Source organism: Pseudomonadota bacterium (assembly GCA_039028935.1).
Classification (GTDB): domain Bacteria; phylum Pseudomonadota; class Gammaproteobacteria; order Steroidobacterales; family SZUA-146; genus SZUA-146.
On sequence record JBCCHD010000012.1, the window covers coordinates 41,739 to 62,601 of the forward strand.

Consider the following 20,863-nt stretch of genomic DNA (forward strand, 5'->3'; position numbering starts at 1 on the left):
AACTAACGCAACCGACGTCGACGCCTCGACCGGGTCGCTACGGCCGTGACCATCAACAACGCGAGCGCCAGCGCGCCGACTGATCCGGATCCGCTAGACGGCGTCGACGAAACGGGCTCCGACACCGGTGCCGGCTGTGGCGCAGCCTGCAAGCGATCCGCTATGCCATCGCCGTTGGCGTCGCCAGTTTCGTCCTGATCGGCAACCGAGTCACCGTCAGAGTCGGTATCCTTATAATCCGGTTCGCCATCGCCATCGGTGTCAACGGGCATCACAGGCGTTCCCGATAGCCCCCCGGACACCGTTGGATCCACCACATCAAGTAGACCATCGAAGTCGCTGTCGCCCAGCGCAACTGTGTCGATCATCCCATCGTTGTTCGAATCAAGCTCGATGGGCGCGCCCGCTTCTTCGAGGTCGGACACCGAGTCATTGTCACTATCCGTATCCACAAAGTCCGGCATGCCGTCGTTATCCACATCGTCTGGTGACACCGTTGGATCAATCGAATCCATGAGACCGTCGCCGTTGGCATCAATCATCATGTCGATCTGGCCATTGGCGTCTGTATCGAGCCCGCCGTGTCCGCCTTCAATCAAATCCGACACTCCGTCGTTATCCGAATCGAGATCTAGGTAGTTAGGGATACCATCGCCATCGGTGTCCAGTTCGAATGCACCACCCATCGTTTCGATCGCGTTCGGAATACCGTCATTGTCCGCATCGAGATCGAGTCGATCGTTCACGCCGTCGCCATCAAAATCGGTGCCGATGGAAAACACGCCTGGCTGGCCGTCCACCACATCCGGCACACCATCGCCATCCAGATCAGACGCGTCATCAATCGCGCCGTCGCCATCGGCATCGAAGGCCAACAGACCGACCGTCAGCAAATCAAACTGCCCGTCATTATCGCTGTCGAGATCACGAAAATCGGGCTGATCGGCACCATCGGTGTTGTTCGGTGCGAGTGTTTCGTTACCGGCATCCACCCTACCGTCACCGTTAGAATCCGGCATACCGGCCTCAACGACATCACTAATGCCGTCGTTGTCGGAATCGAGGTCGAGGTAGTCTGGACGACCATCGCCATCGGTATCAGTGGGCACGACCGAGTCGTCGACACCGTCTCCATTGAGATCGGGACCACCGGTAACCGATACGTCAAAACGGTCGTCAATTCCGTCACCGTCACTGTCCGTGCCGGTACTGTCCGCCTCCACGCGGTCGGTAATGCCGTCTGAATCGCTGTCGGTGACCAGATGGTCAGGCAATCCATCGCGATTGGTATCGGCCGGCTGGGTCAGATCGTCTACCCCATCCGCGTTGGCATCGACTCCTCCGGTTTGATCCACATCAAACGCATCGTCGATGCCATCGCCATCGCTGTCCTGCCCTGTCAAAGAAGGCATCGCACCGGCTTCGATGGTGTCGGGAATACCGTCGTTGTCACTGTCTGGGTCAACATAGTCGGCGAGGCCATCACCGTCTGTATCGATCGGTTCGAACGCGTCATCGATACTGTTTGAGTTGACATCGACCCCGCCGGTTTCGTCGACGTCGACACCATCATCAATACCATCGCCGTCACCGTCCGCGCCCTGCAAAACTGTTAGCGTTGTGAATTCCAGAATATCCGGCAGACCGTCGTTGTCCGCATCATCATCAAGAAAATCAGGCGTACCATCACCGTCGGAGTCCACCGGGAATAGGCCGTTACCGCCCGACTCAAGCGCATCCAATATACCGTCGTTATCCGAATCCAGATCGAGTCGGTTGGGCAGTCCGTCACCATCCACGTCACCCGATGGTTCAGCGCTATCGAGAATGCCATCGTTGTCATCGTCGGTATCTGACACGTCGGGGATGCCGTCTCCATCGCTGTCGGTCGTATCAAACTGCGCCGCACCGCCATCGCGCCAGTCGGCCTCACCACCGGATTGAGAGTTGGCGCTTTGGCCATCAAGGAATCCGTCGTCCGCCTGGTTATTATTCGTCGCATTCAGCGACGGATTGACACTCGTCGTTCGATCAAACTGATCGAACGCGTCATCCAAGCCATCGCCATCGCTGTCTACAGTGGGGCTGGCGTCCACACCGAACGCTTCGGTTGTGTCATCAACTCCGTCCCCGTCTGCATCCAGGCTCAAGTAGTCTGGAATGCCGTCGTTGTTTGAATCAACCGGAAGTATGCCGACGCTTGATGCGATACCCGCGCTCAGATCGTCATCAAAGGCATCGTCGAGACCATCGGCGTCAACATCTGTCCCAGAGGGCGCCGCATAACCCTCAGAAGACTGAACTTCGATCAGATCAACGATGCCGTCACCGTCTGCATCGATATCGAGAAAATCCGGGTATCCATCCAAATCGGTGTCGCGTACTTCGGCCTCATCACGAATGCCATTGTTATTGACATCAGTGCCACCGGCATCCGCGTCAAATGCGTCGTCGAGACCGTCACTGTCGGTATCGATTCCGATCGCCTCGACAACCAGGCCAGATTCTATTGTATCGAGTACGCCGTCACCGTCTGCATCGACGTCCAGATAGTCTGGCAGACCGTCCTGGTCTGTATCGAAATCGCCTTCGATTACATCGGCGATGCCGTCCCCGTCCGCATCACGATCTCGTTGGTCGAGAATGCCGTCCGCGTCTGTGTCGCGCGACTGAGGACGGCTACCGGACTCTACGGTATCCGTAATGCCATCGTTATCGCTGTCCACATCCACGACGTCAGCGACACCATCTCCGTCAGTATCGACGGGTCGTATCGCATCATCAATGCCATCGCCATCGCTATCACTGCCATCGGTCATATTCACATCGTAGGCATCATCGATACCGTCATTGTCTTGATCGCTACCGAGCGAAACACCGTTTTCCAGCGCATCGGGTAAGCCATCGTTATCGCTATCGGTATCCAAATAGTCCGCAATCAAATCGCCATCCGAATCGATCGGCATCAGGCGATCCGCGCCCGCCTCAATGTGATCCGGTATGCCATCATCGTCGGCATCACCATCGCGGCGCACGATACGCGCCTCGCCTTCCATACCGTCGCCGATAGCACCCGTGAATCGGGCATTGACCACTTCCGTCAACGCAAATTGTTGTACGCGGGCCGCTGGAATGGTCACACGCCATGCACCCGACAGGGCATTCGTGGTCGTCAGATACGTTTCATCGGCCACCGTGACCGCCACCTCTTCGTTAAATGCATCAACGCTTGTGCCGCTAACGTCCACATCTCGCTCGTCTTCAATACCATCGATCACGTCGTCCACCGCAATCGGTTCGATCGACAATGACGGCACCGCTTCGGTAATAGTGACGTCAAACGTATCGGTGCCCTGATTACCTGCGCTATCGGCAATACGCACTTGCAATGTCGTGGTTCCAATCGCCAGATCTTGATCAGGCAGGCATGACCAGCCGTTGGCTTCCGGGTCGGCGATGACAACGGCTGTGCAGACGGTTGTCGCGCCGCTCAATACCGTCACCGCTGCGCCCGCATCGGCATCCGTAATGCCTGTGAGCAGTGGGCGCCGATCGTGGGTAGGCCCAACGTTATTGCCGGTCACGGCTGGCGCCTGCGTATCGATCGACACGGTGAAGGTGGCAACGGCCGTATCCAGATCCGTATCGGTCACGGTTGCTGAGTAAGTGTTAGTACCCTCCGCCAGCGCTCCCTCGGGGTTACAGGCCCAGGTATTCGGCGAACCGACAGCAATGGTCGCCTCGCAAATCGTGTCGCCTCCCGCATTGGTCACCGTGACGGTTTCGCCTGCCGCAACACTGGTTGTGCCTTGTAGCAAGGGTTGGGCGTTGTTGGTGAGCGCCACATCTTGCGCCGTAATCGACGGCAGCGTCGTATTAATACGCAGTTCGTCAACCGTCGAATCCGTCGCACTGAGCGGCCCGAGCACAACCATCGCCATCACGTCGTACACGCCGTCGGTTAAGGCGAGCGGCACCGATAACACCCAGGTACCATCGCCATTATCGACCAGACTGCCATCGCCCTCGGTGTAGACGGCGCCATCGAGCGCAACGGACAACACGGTATCCGAATCGTGGGTTCCCATAATGACCGGCATGTCCGAGGCAGCGGTTTGCGCAAACACAACTGGGGTTTGCAGCGCGCGAAAATCGACGTCGCCTGCACCGTCTGAGTTCGGCAATGTGTCCGGGCCGGCGGCGTTTGAAAAGAAACGCCCATTCACATCAAAGTAGGTATCGGTAAGCTCAATGTCGTCATCCAGCCCATTGATGCCCACATCGAGCGTATTGAGCGTGATCATGGCTTCCAGCGTATCGAGTTCGCCGTCATTATCCGCATCGGTGTCGGCATAGTCCGGTACGTCTGCGCCATCGGTGTTAACCGGCGTCAAACCCGCACCGTACGCGACATTGATGCCGTTCGCGGCCACATCGTATCCGCTAAAGTTGCCCTCATCGAAAAACGGGGCAACGTAGCCTGCCGTGGTTTGGGCTTCTATGTTGTCCGGAAGGCCATCGTTATCGCTATCGAGATCGAGGAAGTCAGCAATACCATCACTATCGCTCTGTACGTCGCCCTCGGTACTGTCCGCGATGCCGTCATTATCACTGTCAAGATCAATATAGTTTGGTACACCGTCGGCGTCAGTGTCGGTGGGCTCGAACGCATCGTCAATACCGTTGGCGTTCTGATCCGTTCCGCCAGTAATCACCGCATCGATCGCATCGTCGATGTCATTCCCATTCGCATCGCCGGTCGCTGCCGGCAAAGCCAGACTCATGTCCTCATTACTGTCGCCGATTCGGTCGTTGTCGGCGTCGGTTTCTCGATAATCCAGGTCACCGCCAATAGCCGCATCGTTGTCCGCGTCCGGCAGGTCGGCCGTCGGCACATTGATGTGTCCATTCACGTCGCCATAGTCGTCGGCAATCTCAGCGTCGTCATCCCAACCATTTCGGCCCACGTCGAGCACACCGAGGAATACGCCGGCTTCAAACGTATCGGAGATTGTGTCGTCATCGCTGTCGGTATCACGATAGTCGGGTTCGCCAACCGTGTCGGAGTTAACCGGGGTCAGTCCCTCGTCACCGGCAAACTCATAGTTATTGTCGAGCCCATCGCCATCGGTGTCATCGAGTGCGGGCGCAATATACGTCGCGCTCAACTGCGCTTCGACGTTATCGGGGATACCGTCGTTATCGCTATCAAGATCGTCACTGTCGGCAACACCGTCACCATCGAAGTCCACGTTACCAACCGCGTCAAAGTGATCGAACACGACGAGCGCATCGTCGCCCGTGAGCGGCACATGGATGGTCAGCGTAATGCCGGCAGCGATATCCGCGTCAGACACGTGCGCCTGCAGCGTATACACCGACGTATTGCCCAAGGTAGGGGCACTGCCGGTCAGCTCACCCAGTGGCGTGGTGCCTGCCATAAGGGTGATGCTGAAGTCGGCCAATTGCGTGAGGCCGAGGCTCGGGAATGACACGTCTAGCGTGAAATCGAACATGCCGGCAACCCAGTTGGTGGTATCGAGTACACCGGTTGCTTCACCAAACGTATCGCCCAAGCCCACGTCCGAGTTGGACGCAAACAGGTAGTCATCCCCTTCGGTCGCATTGACGCCAAGGGTTCCTGACGAGAAAAAGGACGGGTCGCGCCACACACTCGAGAACATCAGATCGCCGTCATCAAACGCAGTCGTGTCGACAATTGCCGTTTCGCGCGTATCCAGCAGTCCATCGTTGTCATCGTCGAGGTCATCGACGCCCGCAACCGAATCGTTGTCGAGGTCTTGAGGATCACGCCAATCGGGTTCGCCTCCCACATTGTCGCTATCTGGAAATGATGCGATGGGCGTGGCGCTATAGATGCCGTTAACGTCCATATAATCATCACTCGTCTCCATCGTATCGTCGAGCCCGTTGAGCCCCGGCACGAGAGCGCCAAGAACCAGCGACGCTTCGGTAGTGTCGCGAATACCGTCAGCGTCGCTGTCCAGATCTTGTGCATCGATCGCCGCATCGCCATCGATGTTACTGGGCACACTGATACCACCTGCATAGGCGGTATCGACACCGAAGCCATCAAACGTGTTGTCCGGCGCGAGATAGCCGGTGCTGGTCTGCGCCTCTATATTGTCCGGAATACCGTCATTGTCTGAGTCAAGATCGAGATGGTTGGGCACGCCGTCGCCGTCGACATCAAACGGCGACTCCACGGCCCCATCGTCATTGCCGATCCCGCTGTCACCATCGTCGTCATCAATGTAGACCTCATAGCCATCAGCATCCGCATCGGCAAACGGTGCAGAAGGCAGCTCGGCGGTATCGAGCATACCGTCGTTGTCGTCATCCAGATCCGCATCATCATGCACACCATCACCATCGGTATCTGGATTGATCGGCACAAATGCAACGGCGGGTGAACTGGTTGTTGACTGTCCGTCGTCGGTGACAGTGATTTCGATTAAACGGGTTTCGCCGTAAAGGTGAGCTGACGTGTTGCGAAACGACACGGACTGAATGAGCTGCTGATATTCCACCAGGGTGCCGTCGCCAGTAAAGGCAACAACCCAATGACTGTCGACCAGACCGCTCGTGTAGGCAAACACCGTTCCACCGATGTTCACGGTGCCCGAGGCTGCCGCTGAGCCTTCGACCAGCAGTTCATCGCCTGGAAACTGATTGCTGATTTCGAGTCGCGCTGAATTCAGCGGCGCGGCCACCGGTGCCGCCAGTGTAATCAGCGGATCAATGTCCACCACATCCACGTCGCCACCCCCCTCGTCGTAGGTCGCGGCAATAAAGTGCTGACCGGCGATTGTGCTGTTATTGCTGTCCAGATCAAGCGACAAGAACGCACTGGTGCTGGCGCTGTTGAACGCCAAATCGCCATCTCCATCGTGATAAAAATAACGAACGCCCGTGGCGCTCGCGGCTTGGTATTCCACTGTCCACGCAGAAACATTGTTCCAATCAAAGCGCACCAAGGAGGTCTGACCACCCGACTCATTCTGCGTGCCCCGCACCACCAGACTCGCGCCAACCACACCCGATTCCAAGTTGGTGGGTGTATCAAATGTATAGGACGTTAGCGATTGCAGAGCCGGTATTACGGCTTCGATTTGCAACGCCGGAAACGCACTCGCCGACCCATCGCCATCGATATCAGAGATAGTGAACTGTGGATTCCCGGTCGCCACCACCGCTTGACCTGTCCCGCTTTGGAAAATCTCCCAGCGGATGACCGCCTCACCACTGTTTACCTGCACCCAAAGGTCGTCTTCACTGGTACTGAACGACACGGCACCGGCACCGACTCCGCTCGTGTCATTGAACGACACGATCGTTGCCCGAACGTCGATCGACTCACCGCCGATCGTGCCCGCATTACTCCACAGCGCTGAGTCTCCGGCGGCAAACGGTAAGCTCAGCCCGCTCACATCGGGCTCGCCGCTTTGCATGCCATCCGATTCGCGGATCGGGTAGTCAATTGGGCTGATGACAAGCGGGGCGAGCACACCCTTCCAAGCGGGGGCCGTCAGCGCCTCGGTCTGCACAGTCCCGATTCGCGTTTCAAGCACCCAATCTCCACCGAGCTGCGCGGCGCCGGTCAGTGTCGTCGAGGCCGCCACATCCGCGTGGGTGAGCGTTGCCAGTTTCGATACCAGCGCCTGACCCGACGCGGACGCCGTGAGTTGACAGCCGTAGAGCAGAATATCGGCGTCCTCTGTTAGTGAGTACTGCCATTGACTGAGCGATGCGCCATACCCATCGAGCTGCTCGTACGAGAGTCGTGAGTTACCGATCAACAGTGCGCTCTCTACGGCGTGCGACACGATGTGCACGGCGCCATAACGCTGTTCGGTACGTGCCAAATAGTCGGTGATCTGGACCAGGCCGGGCCGTTGGTCATCGAGCCATAACACGTCCGTTTGTGGCATCCGCCGCCAATCCTCAAGCAGTGCATGCCGATCATTCACCTGCTTATCGATCACGATCAGCACCGGCGCAGCGAGTGGATGCCCACGATCGTGCACGGCATTAGGTGTCATCGCTAACGCCACGGTCGACGATACGAAAAATAAGCTCAGGAAGAAAAAGAGACTGGCTCGAATAAGCGTCCCTGGCAGTAAGTGAGTGCGTGTCATGTATCGATCCCCGATCGCTTACCGATCCAGGGTCGGATTGGACGACGGAGGCACGTACTGCCTGAGCGAATCGTTTCTCGCAATCCCGCGGTCTTAGGCCGAAACCCTTAGATCGGTAATTTTGCGCCACCACCTTTCGATGGCTTTGCCCAATAAACTGTATTCACTCACTTACGACGGGGGTTGTAACAAAGGTCGGGCAATGGAGTATGTGAAATTGTTCACAGACGTTCGTCGACAGCGAGAATATCGGTAGATACCCTTAAAAACGACGGGCAGTGGTTTAACTAAATACCGCTTTGCTGATCGATTGCATTCTCATTGAGCACACCCGCCTCATGGTCTTTGCGCCGAACGCGCACGATAGCTCGCATTAATCGACGCTTGCTCAGGCAGTCCGGTCGATGAACACACCGACGTTTGGCGCGCCGCTGGGCGATTGCGACCGCGGCTGTTGAGGCAGTGCAAACGACACCCATCTGATCGACGCGGGTTGCGACGCCTTGGGGGGGCGCGCATAATGGCGCGTTGTCGTTGCGTAGGCACGAAACCAACTTAATTTCTAATTTAGAATAATGTCAAAAAGCGTTGAAAATAAAGCGATTTATGCGGCAGCTTGTCCAGGTATTGAGCACGCACTGGTTGGCGACAGGCGCAGTGTTGATGTCACGGCTTTTCCTTCCGCTGCAGGGAAAGGTGGGTGGCTGGCGGCCGAAGCGTTGATCCGCAATTTAGCGTGCGATGCCCAGGCGAATGCGGTTACCACGAGTTCAGTCGGCGGAGGGCCTTTGATGGCACGCAACGATGAGGGACCGACCCTGAACAGGGGCATCGCCACCCCGGTCGGCCGCCCGGAAACGCAGCAGGCGCCACTGAACCGTGAACCATCGCTCGAGGCGGGTTTAACGACCTCTACGCTGAACGTCGCCGAGCTGTCGAGACTGCCGCACAAAGATTGGACAGCGGTCGATACCGATGCCGACCGATCGACGTTCGCTATAACCCACTACACTGCACAGCTCACTCGCGTCATGATTAATGGCGTCTGGCACCGCGACGAACACGAGCGGGTCATCCACGGGCGAGCTGAACGCCAACACTGAATTTTAGACTACTCCGCCGACGCACAACGCCCTCGGCGCGAAGGACAAAGCGACCATGCCTCCCTCACCTGATCATCCCAAAAGCGATCGCGGCTACATCATCCCGATCGGCGGTGCCGAAGAAAAACTCCAAAATCCCGAGATCCTCGATCGTTTTGTTGATCTGTGCGGGGGACCAAGGGGCCGTATCGCCATTATCCCAACGGCCTCGCAGTTGGAAGACACCGGTAGCAACTATGAAAAGCTGTTTCATCGCCTTGGCATGCGGCACACCATGGTGCTGCCGCTGTTCGAGCGTGCTGATTGCCAAGACGAACGGTATCTTGAGTACATCAATCGTGCGGATGGCGTGTTCATGACCGGTGGCAATCAATTGCGTTTGTCCACCACGCTTGGCGGCACGCCGGTGGCGCAGGCAATTCGTCGACGCAACGCCGCTGGCATGCACGTTGCGGGCACCTCGGCAGGCGCTGCGTTTATGCCCGAGCATATGATCGCCGGCGGCAAAGAAGGCGCAACGCCCAGTCCAAATAAAGTAACCCTCGCGCCGGGTCTGGGCCTGACCAACAACTTCATCATCGACCAACACTTTCGGCAACGTGATCGCATCGGCCGACTGCTGACCGCGCTGGCCTACAATCCCTTTGCAATGGGCATCGGACTGGATGAAGACACCGCCGCTTTCATTCGACCCGGCGACGATCTGGAGGTCGTCGGATCCGGTGGCATTACGATTATTGATCCGACCAACCTCAGCCATTCGTCGATGGATCAGGCACGTGAAGATGACCCGGTTAGCCTCATCGACATAAAATTGCATATACTGGTGTCTGGCGGCCGCTTCGAAATCGACACACGCACAGCGCTCGCCGAATAAGAATTCGCTGCTCCCTGGGGTGAGCAAGGCTCCCTCTCGCGTTTTGCCGGCTGGTTTCAGGACGAATCTCAGTCGGTCTCGCCAACACGGCCGGCAGCGTTCGCCGCCAAGTGTCGCCAGGGGGACAAGAATGCGCATTGTTTCAACCAACGTTTATGTGGGTCCGAACACCTACGCCCATTTTCCGGTTATTCGCCACGTTTTGGATCTTGGCGAACTCGAAGAATGGCCCACCGGCCGGCTCGGCCCGGCCTTTGTCGAGCCGCTGCTCGAGGCCCTTCCCGGACTGCATGAACATGGCTGTTCGTATCGCGAACCCGGGGGCTTTGTTAGACGCTTGACCGAAGACGAAGGCACATGGCTCGGCCACGTCATGGAACACGTGGCGATTGAAATGCAAAACGTGGCAGGCATTGAAGTCACATTCGGCCGCACGCGTTCAATAGACGACGCACCGGGTCACTACAACATGGTGTTCGAATACACCGACGACCGGGTTGGCCGCGAAGCCAGCCGCCTCTCTCTCAATCTGCTTCATCATCTGCTGCCCGATAATCTCCGACCCGCTGACGCACCCGATCGCGATTGGGACTTTGCCAGTGAACGAGACAACTTCATTCGATATGCACAGCGGCGCGCCCTGGGCCCGAGTACCGCCTCGTTGGTCGCGGCGGCCGAGGCGCGCGGCATTCCCTGGCTGCGTCTCAACGATTACAGCCTCATACAATTTGGTCACGGCCGCTACCAAAAACGCATTCAGGCCACCTGCACCGGCAACACCAGCAACATTGCTGTCGAACTCGCCTCCGACAAGGAGGAAACCAACGTGATCTTGCGTGACCTTGGCCTGCCAGTGCCTCAGCAATATCTTGTTCGTACCGAAAGTCGCGCGCGACGGGCCGCGGAACGCATCGGCTATCCAGTGGTGGTCAAACCACTTAACGCCAATCATGGGCGCGGTGTGTCGATCAATCTCAGTACCGCTGACGAAGTCGGCGTGGCCTTCGCGAAGGCGCAGGAGCACAGCCGCTCGGTGCTCGTCGAGAGTTTTATTCAGGGACTGGATCATCGGTTGCTGGTGGTCAACGACGAACTCGTCGCGGCGGCCAAACGCATGCCCGGACATGTTCGGGGGGATGGCAAACACAGCATCGAACAACTGGTTGACATAGTTAACCAAGATCCCCGGCGCGGTGTCGGTCACGAAAAAGTGCTGACGCGACTAGAGTTTGATCATCAAGCCGAGCGCTTATTGGCCCAAGTTGGCTACACGCGTGACACCGTCCCCGCTGACGACGAAGTGGTGTTCCTACGATCAACCGCCAATCTATCAACAGGTGGAACGGCCATTGATGTAACCGATTCGGTCCATCCGGACATTCGCGAGATGGCTATACGCACCATCCGCGCCATCGGTCTTGATGTCGGTGGCGTCGACTTCCTTACGGACGACATTACCAAGTCGTACCGCGAAACCGGTGGCGCCATTTGCGAAGTCAACGCTGGACCTGGTTTTCGTATGCACGTCGCACCCAGCGAGGGCACTCCGCGCGACGTGGCGGGCCCGGTAATCGAAGGACTGTTTCCAAGCGGCTCACCCAGTCGCATTCCCATCGCGGCCGTCACAGGTACGAACGGCAAAACCACAACGTCTCGCATGCTGGCCCACATTCTCAAGCTGAGCGGCATGACTGTTGGTCTGACTTCCACTGATGGTGTGTATATCGACGGAAAACTCTCGGTACCGGGTGACATGACCGGTCCTATTTCTTCGCGCATGGTACTACGCGACCCCGCCGTCGACGCGGCGGTGCTCGAATGCGCACGCGGCGGCATGCTGCGAGGCGGCCTGGGTTTCTCAGAATGCAATGTGGCCACGTGCCTGAATGTCGCCGCCGACCATCTCGGCCTCCGCGGCATCAATACGCTCGAGCAACTGGCTGAAATTAAACGCGTACCGGTGGAAATTGCTAAAGACGCCGTTGTTCTTAATGCGGATGATCCACATTGCCTCAAGATGGCCGACTACACCGACGCGAAAAAAGTATGCTACGTCACGATGAATGCATCGCATCCTCTGGTGAAACAACACATCCAGGCTGGCGGTCAAGCGTTTGTGCTGGAACAGGCAATGCAGGGACATATGATCACCATTTACGATGGTGACACGCACATCCCGTTGCTGTGGACGCACCTGATCCCGGCCACCGTCGAAGGAAAAGCCATGCACAATGTGCAAAACGCCATGGTCGCTGCGGCGCTCGCTTACAATATGGACATCAATCTGACCAATATTCAGCAGGGTCTTCGCACCTTTGACACCTCTTTCTTCCAGGCCCCAGGCCGCATGAACATTTACGATGAACATGCGTTCAAGGTAATTCTGGATTACGCGCACAACCCAGCCGCCGTCAACGCCATCTGCGACTTGGTGTCTCGCTTTGAGATCAAGGGCATCAAACGCGTTGTGCTGGCCGCACCCGGGGATCGTCGCGACCAGGATATCGAAGAAATCGCGCGTCTAGCGGCGCCGCACTTCGACCAATTTATCTGTCGACGCGATGACAATCTACGCGGTCGTGATCGCGACGCGGTACCGTTGATGCTCAAGCGCACCTTACTCGACTGCGGCGTAGACGAGGATCGCATTCAGATGGTGCCTGATGAAGTCGAAGCCACCCAAGCCGGACTGGAATCCTGCCAGCCCAATGATCTGCTTTTGATATTGGGCGACAATATTCAGCGCACGTGGAAGCAGATTATTTATTTTGACAGTGATCACGACACCGGCACGCGCGACGCCAGCGCGCCGATCACCGTCGCGGCGCTGCCCAATGACTTGGGATTCGACCTCAACACGGAGGTGGAGGTCATTCAAGACGAGCGTGGTGTGCGACTTGCGCGCGAAGCCGGTGACTAACCGGTGCCGCACACGGCCATCGTTGTGCGAATGCATTGACGCGTTCGGCACACTAGCGACCCTTACGTCACAAGGCATTTCATGGAAAAACTGGACGCTCGACGCCTGACTGGCATCAACGTAATCTGGCAACATCCGGGCGCGGTAGTGGATGTTCGGTTGGATCCAAACGACGACGCGGACGCGGTCGCCGATCAATGGGCGATCCAGGCGCGCCGCTTTCTCGACGCCCTCGGCTGGTCCCATCCGGTGTGCAGTCATCGCCTACATTCCGGCGTTGCTCTGGCGCTGGCCGCCCCGATGGATGCGCTGTACAGTGCGGTCGAAGCGGCCGAATGGGTGTTTGGCGAAGTTGCCTTTTCACTCACGGGAATGCGTCCGGTTATCTATGATGAGAATGATGAGGCGGTGCCGCATCGCGAATTCGACGAGATGGTGTCGCACGTTAAGCGGGCGATCGCCGATGAGTGCAATCCCGCACTTCAACGTGTGCTCACGACACAGCCCGTCAACGCGACCGTGCTCATCGACGATGATGAAATATCGGTCGGCCTGGGGCGCTACGCAACAACTTGGCCTGTTGATGCCCTGCCCGAGACGATCGATTGGTCTTCAGCGCGCCGTATCCCGGTTGGCTTGGTCACCGGCACCAACGGCAAAACAACGACGGTGCGATTAACTCAGCGGATGCTGCGTGCGGCCGGCAATCGTGTCGGCATCAGCTCAACCGACTGGATTGGCGTGGATGACACGATCATTGATCGGGGCGATTATTCCGGTCCGGGCGGCGCACGCGCCGTATTGCGTCAGAATATAGACACCGCGGTGCTCGAAACAGCGCGCGGTGGCTTACTGCGTCGCGGCCTCGGCATGCCGCGGGCCGACGCCTCGCTGATCACGAACATTGCCGAAGATCACCTGGGCGATTTTGGCTCCGAGAATTTAGACGAACTGCTCGATTTGAAGTGGATTGTCACGCGCGCGCTCGACACGCAATCCGTTGCGATCTTAAACGCGGATGACCCGCTGTTGGTTGCCAAAGCCTCCGAACTGTCGGTGCCGCTATGCTGGTTCGGGCTCGAGCCAGATGCCGACCCCATACGCGCGCACATCGCCAATGCGCAACCGGTGGTGACGGTGAAGGACAACGTATTCTGCCGTTTCGACGGCAACACGTGGCGAACCTTGTGCGCCATTGACGAAGCACCCATAACCGTTGGAGGCAGCGCGCGTCACAACGTCGCCAATAGTCTGGCTGCCATAGCCCTTGCCCATTTTTTAGGGGCCGACGACGAGTCCATTGTGAGCGGCTTGCAGAGTATGCAACCTAATGACAACCCGGGTCGCTGCAATTTCTTTTCGGTCAACGGCGTCGATGTGTTGCTGGATTTTGCCCATAATCCCAGTGCGATGCAGGCTATTTTTGACATTGCGCGTAGTCACCCTGCCCAGCGACGGTTGCTGTGTTTCGGGCAAGCTGGCGACCGCACGGACGATTCGATTCGGGAGCTAGCACAACTCGCTTGGGCCATTGGACTTGACCATGTCTGCGTTTCTGAACTCGGCGACTACCGTCGAGGCCGTGCGCCGCAGGAAGTGTTTCACTTACTGAAGGAAGGACTCCTGTCCGCCGGAGCGCAAGAACATCAAATTTCGCACCACGAACGCGAACGTGAGTCGCTGGATCATGCCCTTCATCTGGCGCACGAGGGCGACCTTATTATCATGATTGCGCTGGGCGAAGCACGCGCCCTGCTTGAGTGGCTAAATAGCTATCCCTCGGCGTCGATCGCTTGACGGGCTATCCGCCGCCACTCGTTATCCAGGCGTAACGGGAACCCAACCTAAACGCCCTACTCTACAACGGACAGCAGGCTCGAAAATTAGGATCGCGATTCGTCGTCGCAGGACGCACGAATGTTCTCAACGTCGGTACGCTCAATCAGTTTGCGCAACGTCTGAGATTGTTCACCGACCTTCTTGACGCTGGAGAACTGCCGCGACTGAATGGCCTGCATGATAAGCGCGTTCACGTTTTGGTCGTAGTGGCCGACGTCTTTGTAGTAATCCAACTCGGTGACGATGGACGCGTCAGCTTGAAGGTCAAGGAGTTGAATATTCGCCTCGGTTTCCACTCGCTTGGCAAACGCTTCACGCAACCGCATGAAATGGTCGATACCGCCCAATTGCTCGATACGCTTATAGCGGATAATGGAATACGGCGAGTAAAACAGCACAAACTCCGTATCCGGATTTGAGCGTGCAAGCGCCACGATATCGTCCAAGTGGGCATCGAATACATCGGTTCGAAAGGTATACCCGCGATTCGCTAAGAACCCAGATTGACTCACAATCGTATCGAAGTGCTCAAGCACCGGCTGACAGCCAGTACTGCGATCCCAGGTGTTAAGACCGTTAATATCGGACGACTCAAGCGGAAAAGACAGACCGAAAACACTCGATGCCAAGGTTCTGGCACTATGTAGGGTGGTTTGTAAACTCATGGTATAGCGCAGTAACTGAAGCCCCCCTGCATAGAGGTGATGGGGATAGGCGCCGGTTTCTTGCGAAAACTCACCATAACGCTCATTAAACCGGCCAAGGTCAATGCCCCACACGACGCTCTGAATTTGGTCAGCACCGGCGGTAGAAAGTGCTTGCTCAAGAACAAAGAGCTGTTCGTAGGCGGTGGATCCGTTAATCGACAGTTTGAGCGCATGGCCGCCCAACAAACGATCCATGTTGTTAACACGAAAATTCGCCGTCATCGAACTTCCAATCAGCAGGCGCGTCGCGTTCTGCGTATAGTGCCGGGTCAAGCCCGGCACCTGATATCGCTGCTGCTCGCTAAAGAGAGGACTTAATCGCGTTTGCTGGCGATATATTTGAAGCGGATCGACCACCCAATTAAAGACGTGGACCAACGCACCCAAAAAGGTCAGATAAACTAATACTCGAAGAGGGAAAGAAGCAGCCATAATCAGAATTGGAAGTACAAAAATTCGCTTTCTTTGTTCAGCGAAACGAAACTAATCAGCAACGCCGCGGCGACCAGCCAAGCGGTGCGAGGATTAAAGCCAAGGAAGCCAACGCCCGCTTTCATGCGCGCCGCGATGTCATGAGAATTGGGCATAAAGACAAATGGGATGACCAACACGATGCTCATCCATTGATTCCAGAATATTTGTCCGCCGCCGGCGACTGCTCGAATATTCAGCGCACTCAGTACGTCAGAGACGAAGGGTGAAATATTTGCAAACACACCTGGCAATGTCGCGCCATGAAAGCCAAACATGCCTTTCAAGATATTCACGGCTGACGAGAAGTCAGCGGCACGGAAAAACACCCATCCAATAATCACGGCCAGCAACGTCACACTCCATGCCAGCACCTTTCCAACGCGTGTCGAATGGCTGAGATCATGGCCCAACACGTTTTGACGAAATTGCCGCCAGCTATGATTAATCAGCAAATACAGACCGTGTAAACCACCCCAGACGACAAAGGTCCAACCCGCACCATGCCAAAGACCACCGAGCAGCATGGTGATACTCAGATTGAGGCTACGGCGGGTCGGTCCTTTGCGATTGCCGCCCAACGGGATATACAAATAGTCCCGCAAAAAGGCGCTCAGTGTCATATGCCATCGTCGCCAAAACTCGATGATGTTTAGCGACTTGTAGGGCGAATTGAAATTGATCGGCAGCATAATACCGAATAGCAACGCGATACCCATCGCCATATCAGAATAGCCGCTAAAATCGAAATACAATTGCAGCGTGTAGCCCAGCGCCGCTGCCCAGCCGGTAAAGAAGTCGATAACCGATCCTTGGGCCGCTTTCTCAAATAGCGGTGTACTAATCGACCCCACCGAGTCCGCGAGCACCACTTTTTTAAACAACCCAATGCCGAAATAGGTAAGCCCTAGCGACACGTGAGTTGGCCACTCAAGCAGCCGCTTGTGATCGGCAAACTGCGGCATCATTTCTTTATGATGAACAATCGGACCCGCAATCAGCTGTGGAAAGAATGACACGAAGAGCGAGTAATTGAGAAGCTTCTGCTGGCCGACCAATCCTCGATGCGTATCTACTAAGAAAGCGATTTGCTGAAAGGTAAAAAATGAAATGGCCAGCGGTAATACCACGTGTTCAAGATTAAACGACGCGCCGAACAGTAAGTTGACGTTATCCACGAAGAAGTTTGCGTATTTAAAATACCCGAGGAGCGCCAGATTAAAGACTACTCCCGTCGCCAGCAGGCTCTTGGTCGCTTGGCCGCTGGCAGCACGACGAACCATGAGGCCAGAAATCGTAAAATTAACGCTGATCGATAGACCCAGCAAAAGCAAGTAAACCGGATTCCACCATCCATAGAAAAACGCGGAACAGACCAGCAGCCAAAGATTGGTCATACGCGCGTTGCCGGTACGACTCGCCAGATAAAAACCGGCCAAGACTACGGGCAAAAAGACGAAAATAAAAACGTACGAATTAAAGAGCACGCGTCAACCTCAAGCGCTTCTATTCACGGTCAATCTTGGCGCAACGATGCCGCACTGACATCAACCGGCGCACCGATGGTTAACGACTCCACTGCCGCAACCGTCGCGATGCTCGTGGCCATCAGACACTCGTACGTCACGCATGGCTCTCCGGACTTAAGGCCATCGATCCAGGCGCGCAGCATCGCTTGCTGCCCTTTATCCTGACTACCCAGCTTTTCATTGATGGTCTTCCTATCGGCAAAGTACAGCTCGGCTTCCTTAAAATCTCGGATAATGGCTGACCGGCCACCACCATGCACCTCCACGTACTCTTTCGGTAGCGCCGGCGAGCCGTCAGCGGTGTACACAATGTTGGCAATACTGCCATTCGCCAGGGACAGCGACACCGTCAGATTGTCATTGAGGAGCGCTGATTTATTGGCTTTTGCGGTGGCAAAGGCATGCACCGACGTCACATTCGACTCGCAAAGGGCCGAGGCAAGATCAATAAAATGACAACCCTCACCAATCATCCTGCCGCCTCCGACGACCGGGTCTTGAATCCAATGATCGCCTGGAATCGATCCGGCGTTGACGCGTATCGTGACAACCCGTGGCGCGTTGACCGTCGAAAAATGCTGGATCGCGAGCGTTGTCAGTGGCGCAAATCGGCGATTGAATCCGACCATGAGCTGACGATCCTGACCCTCGCGCATCGCCTGATCGACCTGGGCCAGCTCTTCGTTGTTAAGGGCCAAAGGCTTTTCGACATAGACATGCTTGCCCGCCGTGAGTGCTTGCGCCACCGACCTGGCGTGTGAGTCATGGCGCGTGGTAATCATGATCACGTCAGAATCGTTTTCAAGAAGCTCGGCGTAATGACTTGCGCAGTATCTGAAACCAAACTTTTCAGCCACCCCTTGCGCTGTCCGTCCGCTCGCGGTCACCAGCCCGTTGAAGGCAACGCCTGACATCTGCTGAAGCGGCGGAAGTAAGCTCGCCGTCGCGTAGTTGCCGGCGCCAAAAAAGGAAATGCCGATATCCGCTTTATCCAATGGTTGAGTGCTGACCGGTATGCGCGCGTCTTCAACCGCGTCGTTTTGCGGTTCGCCATAGCGAAGAACGATGCCAATGTACGGCTCCGTTTTTTCACCTTGTATTAACTGATAGGCCTTGGCAGCCTCATCAACATCAAATCGATGCGTGATCAATTGATCGAGATTGAGTCCGCCCTGGTCTAGCAAGCCCAGTATCGACTCCATATTGCGCTGCTCGGTGAACCGTACATAACCGAACGGATAATCATTCCCCGCTTCCTCGTAGAAGGGATCATAGCGCCCAGGTCCATAAGACCTCGAGATGACAACACTGATCTCCTTTTTGAAAAAGTCTTCCCGGGGGATATCCATGCGCACCGCCCCCACGACCACCACACGCCCCTTCTCCCGTGTCACCTGGCCACACAGTTCAATGGGTTGATTGCTGGCGGTGCCGGCGCACACTAAAACGCCATCCACACCGCGCCCGTTCGTCAGATCTAAGCAGCTCTGTACGATATCGGAGCCCGGTTTGAGACCCGTTGCGCCGTGTGCCTCAGCAAGCGCTACCTGACCGGCGTCCAGATCCGTTCCCAGTACATGGCAGCCGTTCGCCTTGAGAATTTGCACGCACATCTGACCGAGGATACCGAGACCCAGAACAAGAAAAGTTTCACCCAATTTAGGTTCGGCCAATCGCACGCCCTGCAAACCGATCGAACCCAGCGTTGTAAACGCAGCGTGTTCGTCACTTACGCTATCTGGCACTTTGACGACAAGATTACGGGGCACGGCGACGATCTCGGCATGATTAGCGTACCCCACACCACCACACGCCACCCGGTCGCCCGGTTGAATTCCTTCGACTAAACCACCGACAGCCAAAACCGTACCGGCGGAGCTATAGCCAAGGGGACTTGGCGAATCCAAGCGGGCGCCGACGGTTTGAAAGGTTTTCTTAAACCCGTCGGTACGCAGCTTTTTCAAGACTTGTTTGACCAAATCCGGACGCGCACGCGCCTTTTGCAACAAATTCTTGCGCGCCATGTCGACGGAGGTTTTCTCTGTGCCCGCACTGATTACCGAAGCGGTATTGCGCACCAATACAAACTTATCGCCGAGACTGGGCACAGGCACGTCTTTCACACTGATAACGCCATCCCGAAGGGTCTGTGTTACTTGTTTCATGCAGTTGGTTTCCCTGTCGAGCCACCGTCGAGCTCACTCGCAGCAGCGTACAAATTCATATAAAAATCGGCGTGGTCACCCTCTTGTGCAACCCACCCATTGTCGTTCGAAACAGACATGAGCACGTCTTTGACCGCATTCGCAAGCGACTGCGAATTTCTCGACGTAAAGAGACGAGTACCGGCTGGTCTTGCGGCCGCATCGGAGGCCACCACCGGTTTACCTAGGCTCAGCGCTTCGCGCACGCTCAGCGCATCCCCGTCAGTATTCGTTGCGCGTACGGAACAGTCGGTATTCTCAATAAGTCGTACAAACGATAAGTCTTCATCACAAGTCAACCTGATTCGGTCACCGAGCTCGAAATCAACGATCGCTTTCTGATACCGCTCAAATCGATCCCGACCTTTCGCCAGCGAGGCAACATTAAACACGAGCGCCACCTCGAGCTGTGACGCGTCGACCAACGTACGCATCATCTCAATACACAGATCGAGCCCGTACAAATCAACGCCTTCGAATTCGTCGAGCTGATACGCATTGGAGGCGATCACTTTTCGTCCCTGACTTCGTTGGTGACCAAGCCAATCTTGAAGTGCCGACGGTAAGGCGGGCTCGTGCTCGGGTACGGGCGGCAGAAACGCAGGCCGAATGACGGTCTTATCCGATTCAACCGCATCGGCAATCGCCGAGCTCACGCAAATGACGACCTGAGCGCGCCGAAATATCCAGCGATGGATGCCACGACTCACTGCCCCACGCGCGCGCCAAGAATGCAGCGAAATAAGGAAAGGTCGACGCAGTAGCAACGCGGTCAGCGCATTGGTGACTCGAAACAGATCAACGCTCGAATGGATATGCACGATTTCCGCTCGGAAGAAACGACGAAAGTAGCCGAATACGTTCAAGCTGCGCAAATTAAAGACCGCCTTACGCACCGGCGATTCGTCGATCAAGTCGATCGTTATGCCACCACGTTCAAGCAGCGCCGAAAGACGAGCCAAGTGGACCGACACGCCTCCCTTAGGGGGCGGCAATGGGCCAATGAGCAAAAGTTGCATGGAATCGGGCATGATGGCGTGCAGTATACTCAATT

General features: G+C 56.4%; 9 protein-coding genes and 1 riboswitch. Of the genes, 4 read left to right on the forward strand and 5 right to left on the reverse strand.

All coding sequences use genetic code 11. From position 1 onward, the window contains the following. Positions 1–2: 2 nt before the first annotated feature. Positions 3–8,159, reverse strand: coding sequence for a DUF4347 domain-containing protein (locus AAF465_07855; GenBank protein ID MEM7082632.1), 8,157 nt, complete (start codon positions 8,157–8,159; stop codon positions 3–5). Between the two features lie 75 nt (positions 8,160–8,234). Beyond that, positions 8,235–8,319: riboswitch (cyclic di-GMP riboswitch) on the reverse strand. A gap of 631 nt (positions 8,320–8,950) precedes the next feature. Between AAF465_07855 and AAF465_07860 the strand changes: the two genes are divergently transcribed. The 4 genes from AAF465_07860 to AAF465_07875 all read left to right on the forward strand — a co-directional run bounded on the left by AAF465_07860 (position 8,951) and on the right by AAF465_07875 (position 14,856). Beyond that, positions 8,951–9,262 (forward strand): hypothetical protein, encoded by a 312-nt coding sequence (locus AAF465_07860; protein MEM7082633.1) that lies wholly within the window; start codon positions 8,951–8,953, stop codon positions 9,260–9,262. Between the two features lie 55 nt (positions 9,263–9,317). Beyond that, a complete protein-coding gene (locus AAF465_07865; protein MEM7082634.1) occupies positions 9,318–10,139 on the forward strand; it encodes a cyanophycinase in 822 nt (273 codons plus the stop codon). A 130-nt stretch (positions 10,140–10,269) separates the two neighbouring features. Beyond that, positions 10,270–13,059, forward strand: coding sequence for a cyanophycin synthetase (gene cphA / locus AAF465_07870; protein MEM7082635.1), 2,790 nt, complete (start codon positions 10,270–10,272; stop codon positions 13,057–13,059). Between the two features lie 81 nt (positions 13,060–13,140). Further along, positions 13,141–14,856: a Mur ligase family protein gene (locus tag AAF465_07875; protein ID MEM7082636.1), complete on the forward strand. Its 1,716-nt coding sequence runs from the start codon at positions 13,141–13,143 to the stop codon at positions 14,854–14,856. Positions 14,857–14,942: 86 nt separating this feature from the next. Here the strand turns inward: AAF465_07875 and AAF465_07880 are convergent, their stop codons facing one another. The 4 genes from AAF465_07880 to AAF465_07895 form a co-directional block, all read right to left on the reverse strand. Beyond that, the gene (locus AAF465_07880) at positions 14,943–15,827 is read right to left on the reverse strand and encodes a hypothetical protein (protein ID MEM7082637.1); all 885 of its coding nucleotides are present in this window, start codon (positions 15,825–15,827) and stop codon (positions 14,943–14,945) included. A gap of 212 nt (positions 15,828–16,039) precedes the next feature. Next, positions 16,040–17,563: an MBOAT family protein gene (locus AAF465_07885; protein MEM7082638.1), complete on the reverse strand. Its 1,524-nt coding sequence runs from the start codon at positions 17,561–17,563 to the stop codon at positions 16,040–16,042. Positions 17,564–17,592: 29 nt separating this feature from the next. After that, positions 17,593–19,770 (reverse strand): bi-domain-containing oxidoreductase, encoded by a 2,178-nt coding sequence (locus tag AAF465_07890; GenBank protein MEM7082639.1) that lies wholly within the window; start codon positions 19,768–19,770, stop codon positions 17,593–17,595. Beyond that, positions 19,767–20,840: a glycosyltransferase gene (locus AAF465_07895; GenBank protein ID MEM7082640.1), complete on the reverse strand. Its 1,074-nt coding sequence runs from the start codon at positions 20,838–20,840 to the stop codon at positions 19,767–19,769. Before AAF465_07895 ends, AAF465_07890 begins: the two co-directional genes overlap by 4 nt. Positions 20,841–20,863 lie beyond the last annotated feature (23 nt).

Coding starts and splice junctions, on each gene's coding strand:
- AAF465_07880 (MEM7082637.1), bottom strand. CDS start 15,827: ATGACGGCGAATTTTCGTGTTAACAACATGGATCGTTTGTTGGGCGGC.
- AAF465_07890 (MEM7082639.1), bottom strand. CDS start 19,770: ATGAAACAAGTAACACAGACCCTTCGGGATGGCGTTATCAGTGTGAAA.
- AAF465_07865 (MEM7082634.1), top strand. CDS start 9,318: ATGCCTCCCTCACCTGATCATCCCAAAAGCGATCGCGGCTACATCATC.
- AAF465_07895 (MEM7082640.1), bottom strand. CDS start 20,840: ATGCCCGATTCCATGCAACTTTTGCTCATTGGCCCATTGCCGCCCCCT.
- cphA (MEM7082635.1), top strand. CDS start 10,270: ATGCGCATTGTTTCAACCAACGTTTATGTGGGTCCGAACACCTACGCC.
- AAF465_07875 (MEM7082636.1), top strand. CDS start 13,141: ATGGAAAAACTGGACGCTCGACGCCTGACTGGCATCAACGTAATCTGG.
- AAF465_07860 (MEM7082633.1), top strand. CDS start 8,951: ATGGCACGCAACGATGAGGGACCGACCCTGAACAGGGGCATCGCCACC.
- AAF465_07855 (MEM7082632.1), bottom strand. CDS start 8,159: ATGACACGCACTCACTTACTGCCAGGGACGCTTATTCGAGCCAGTCTC.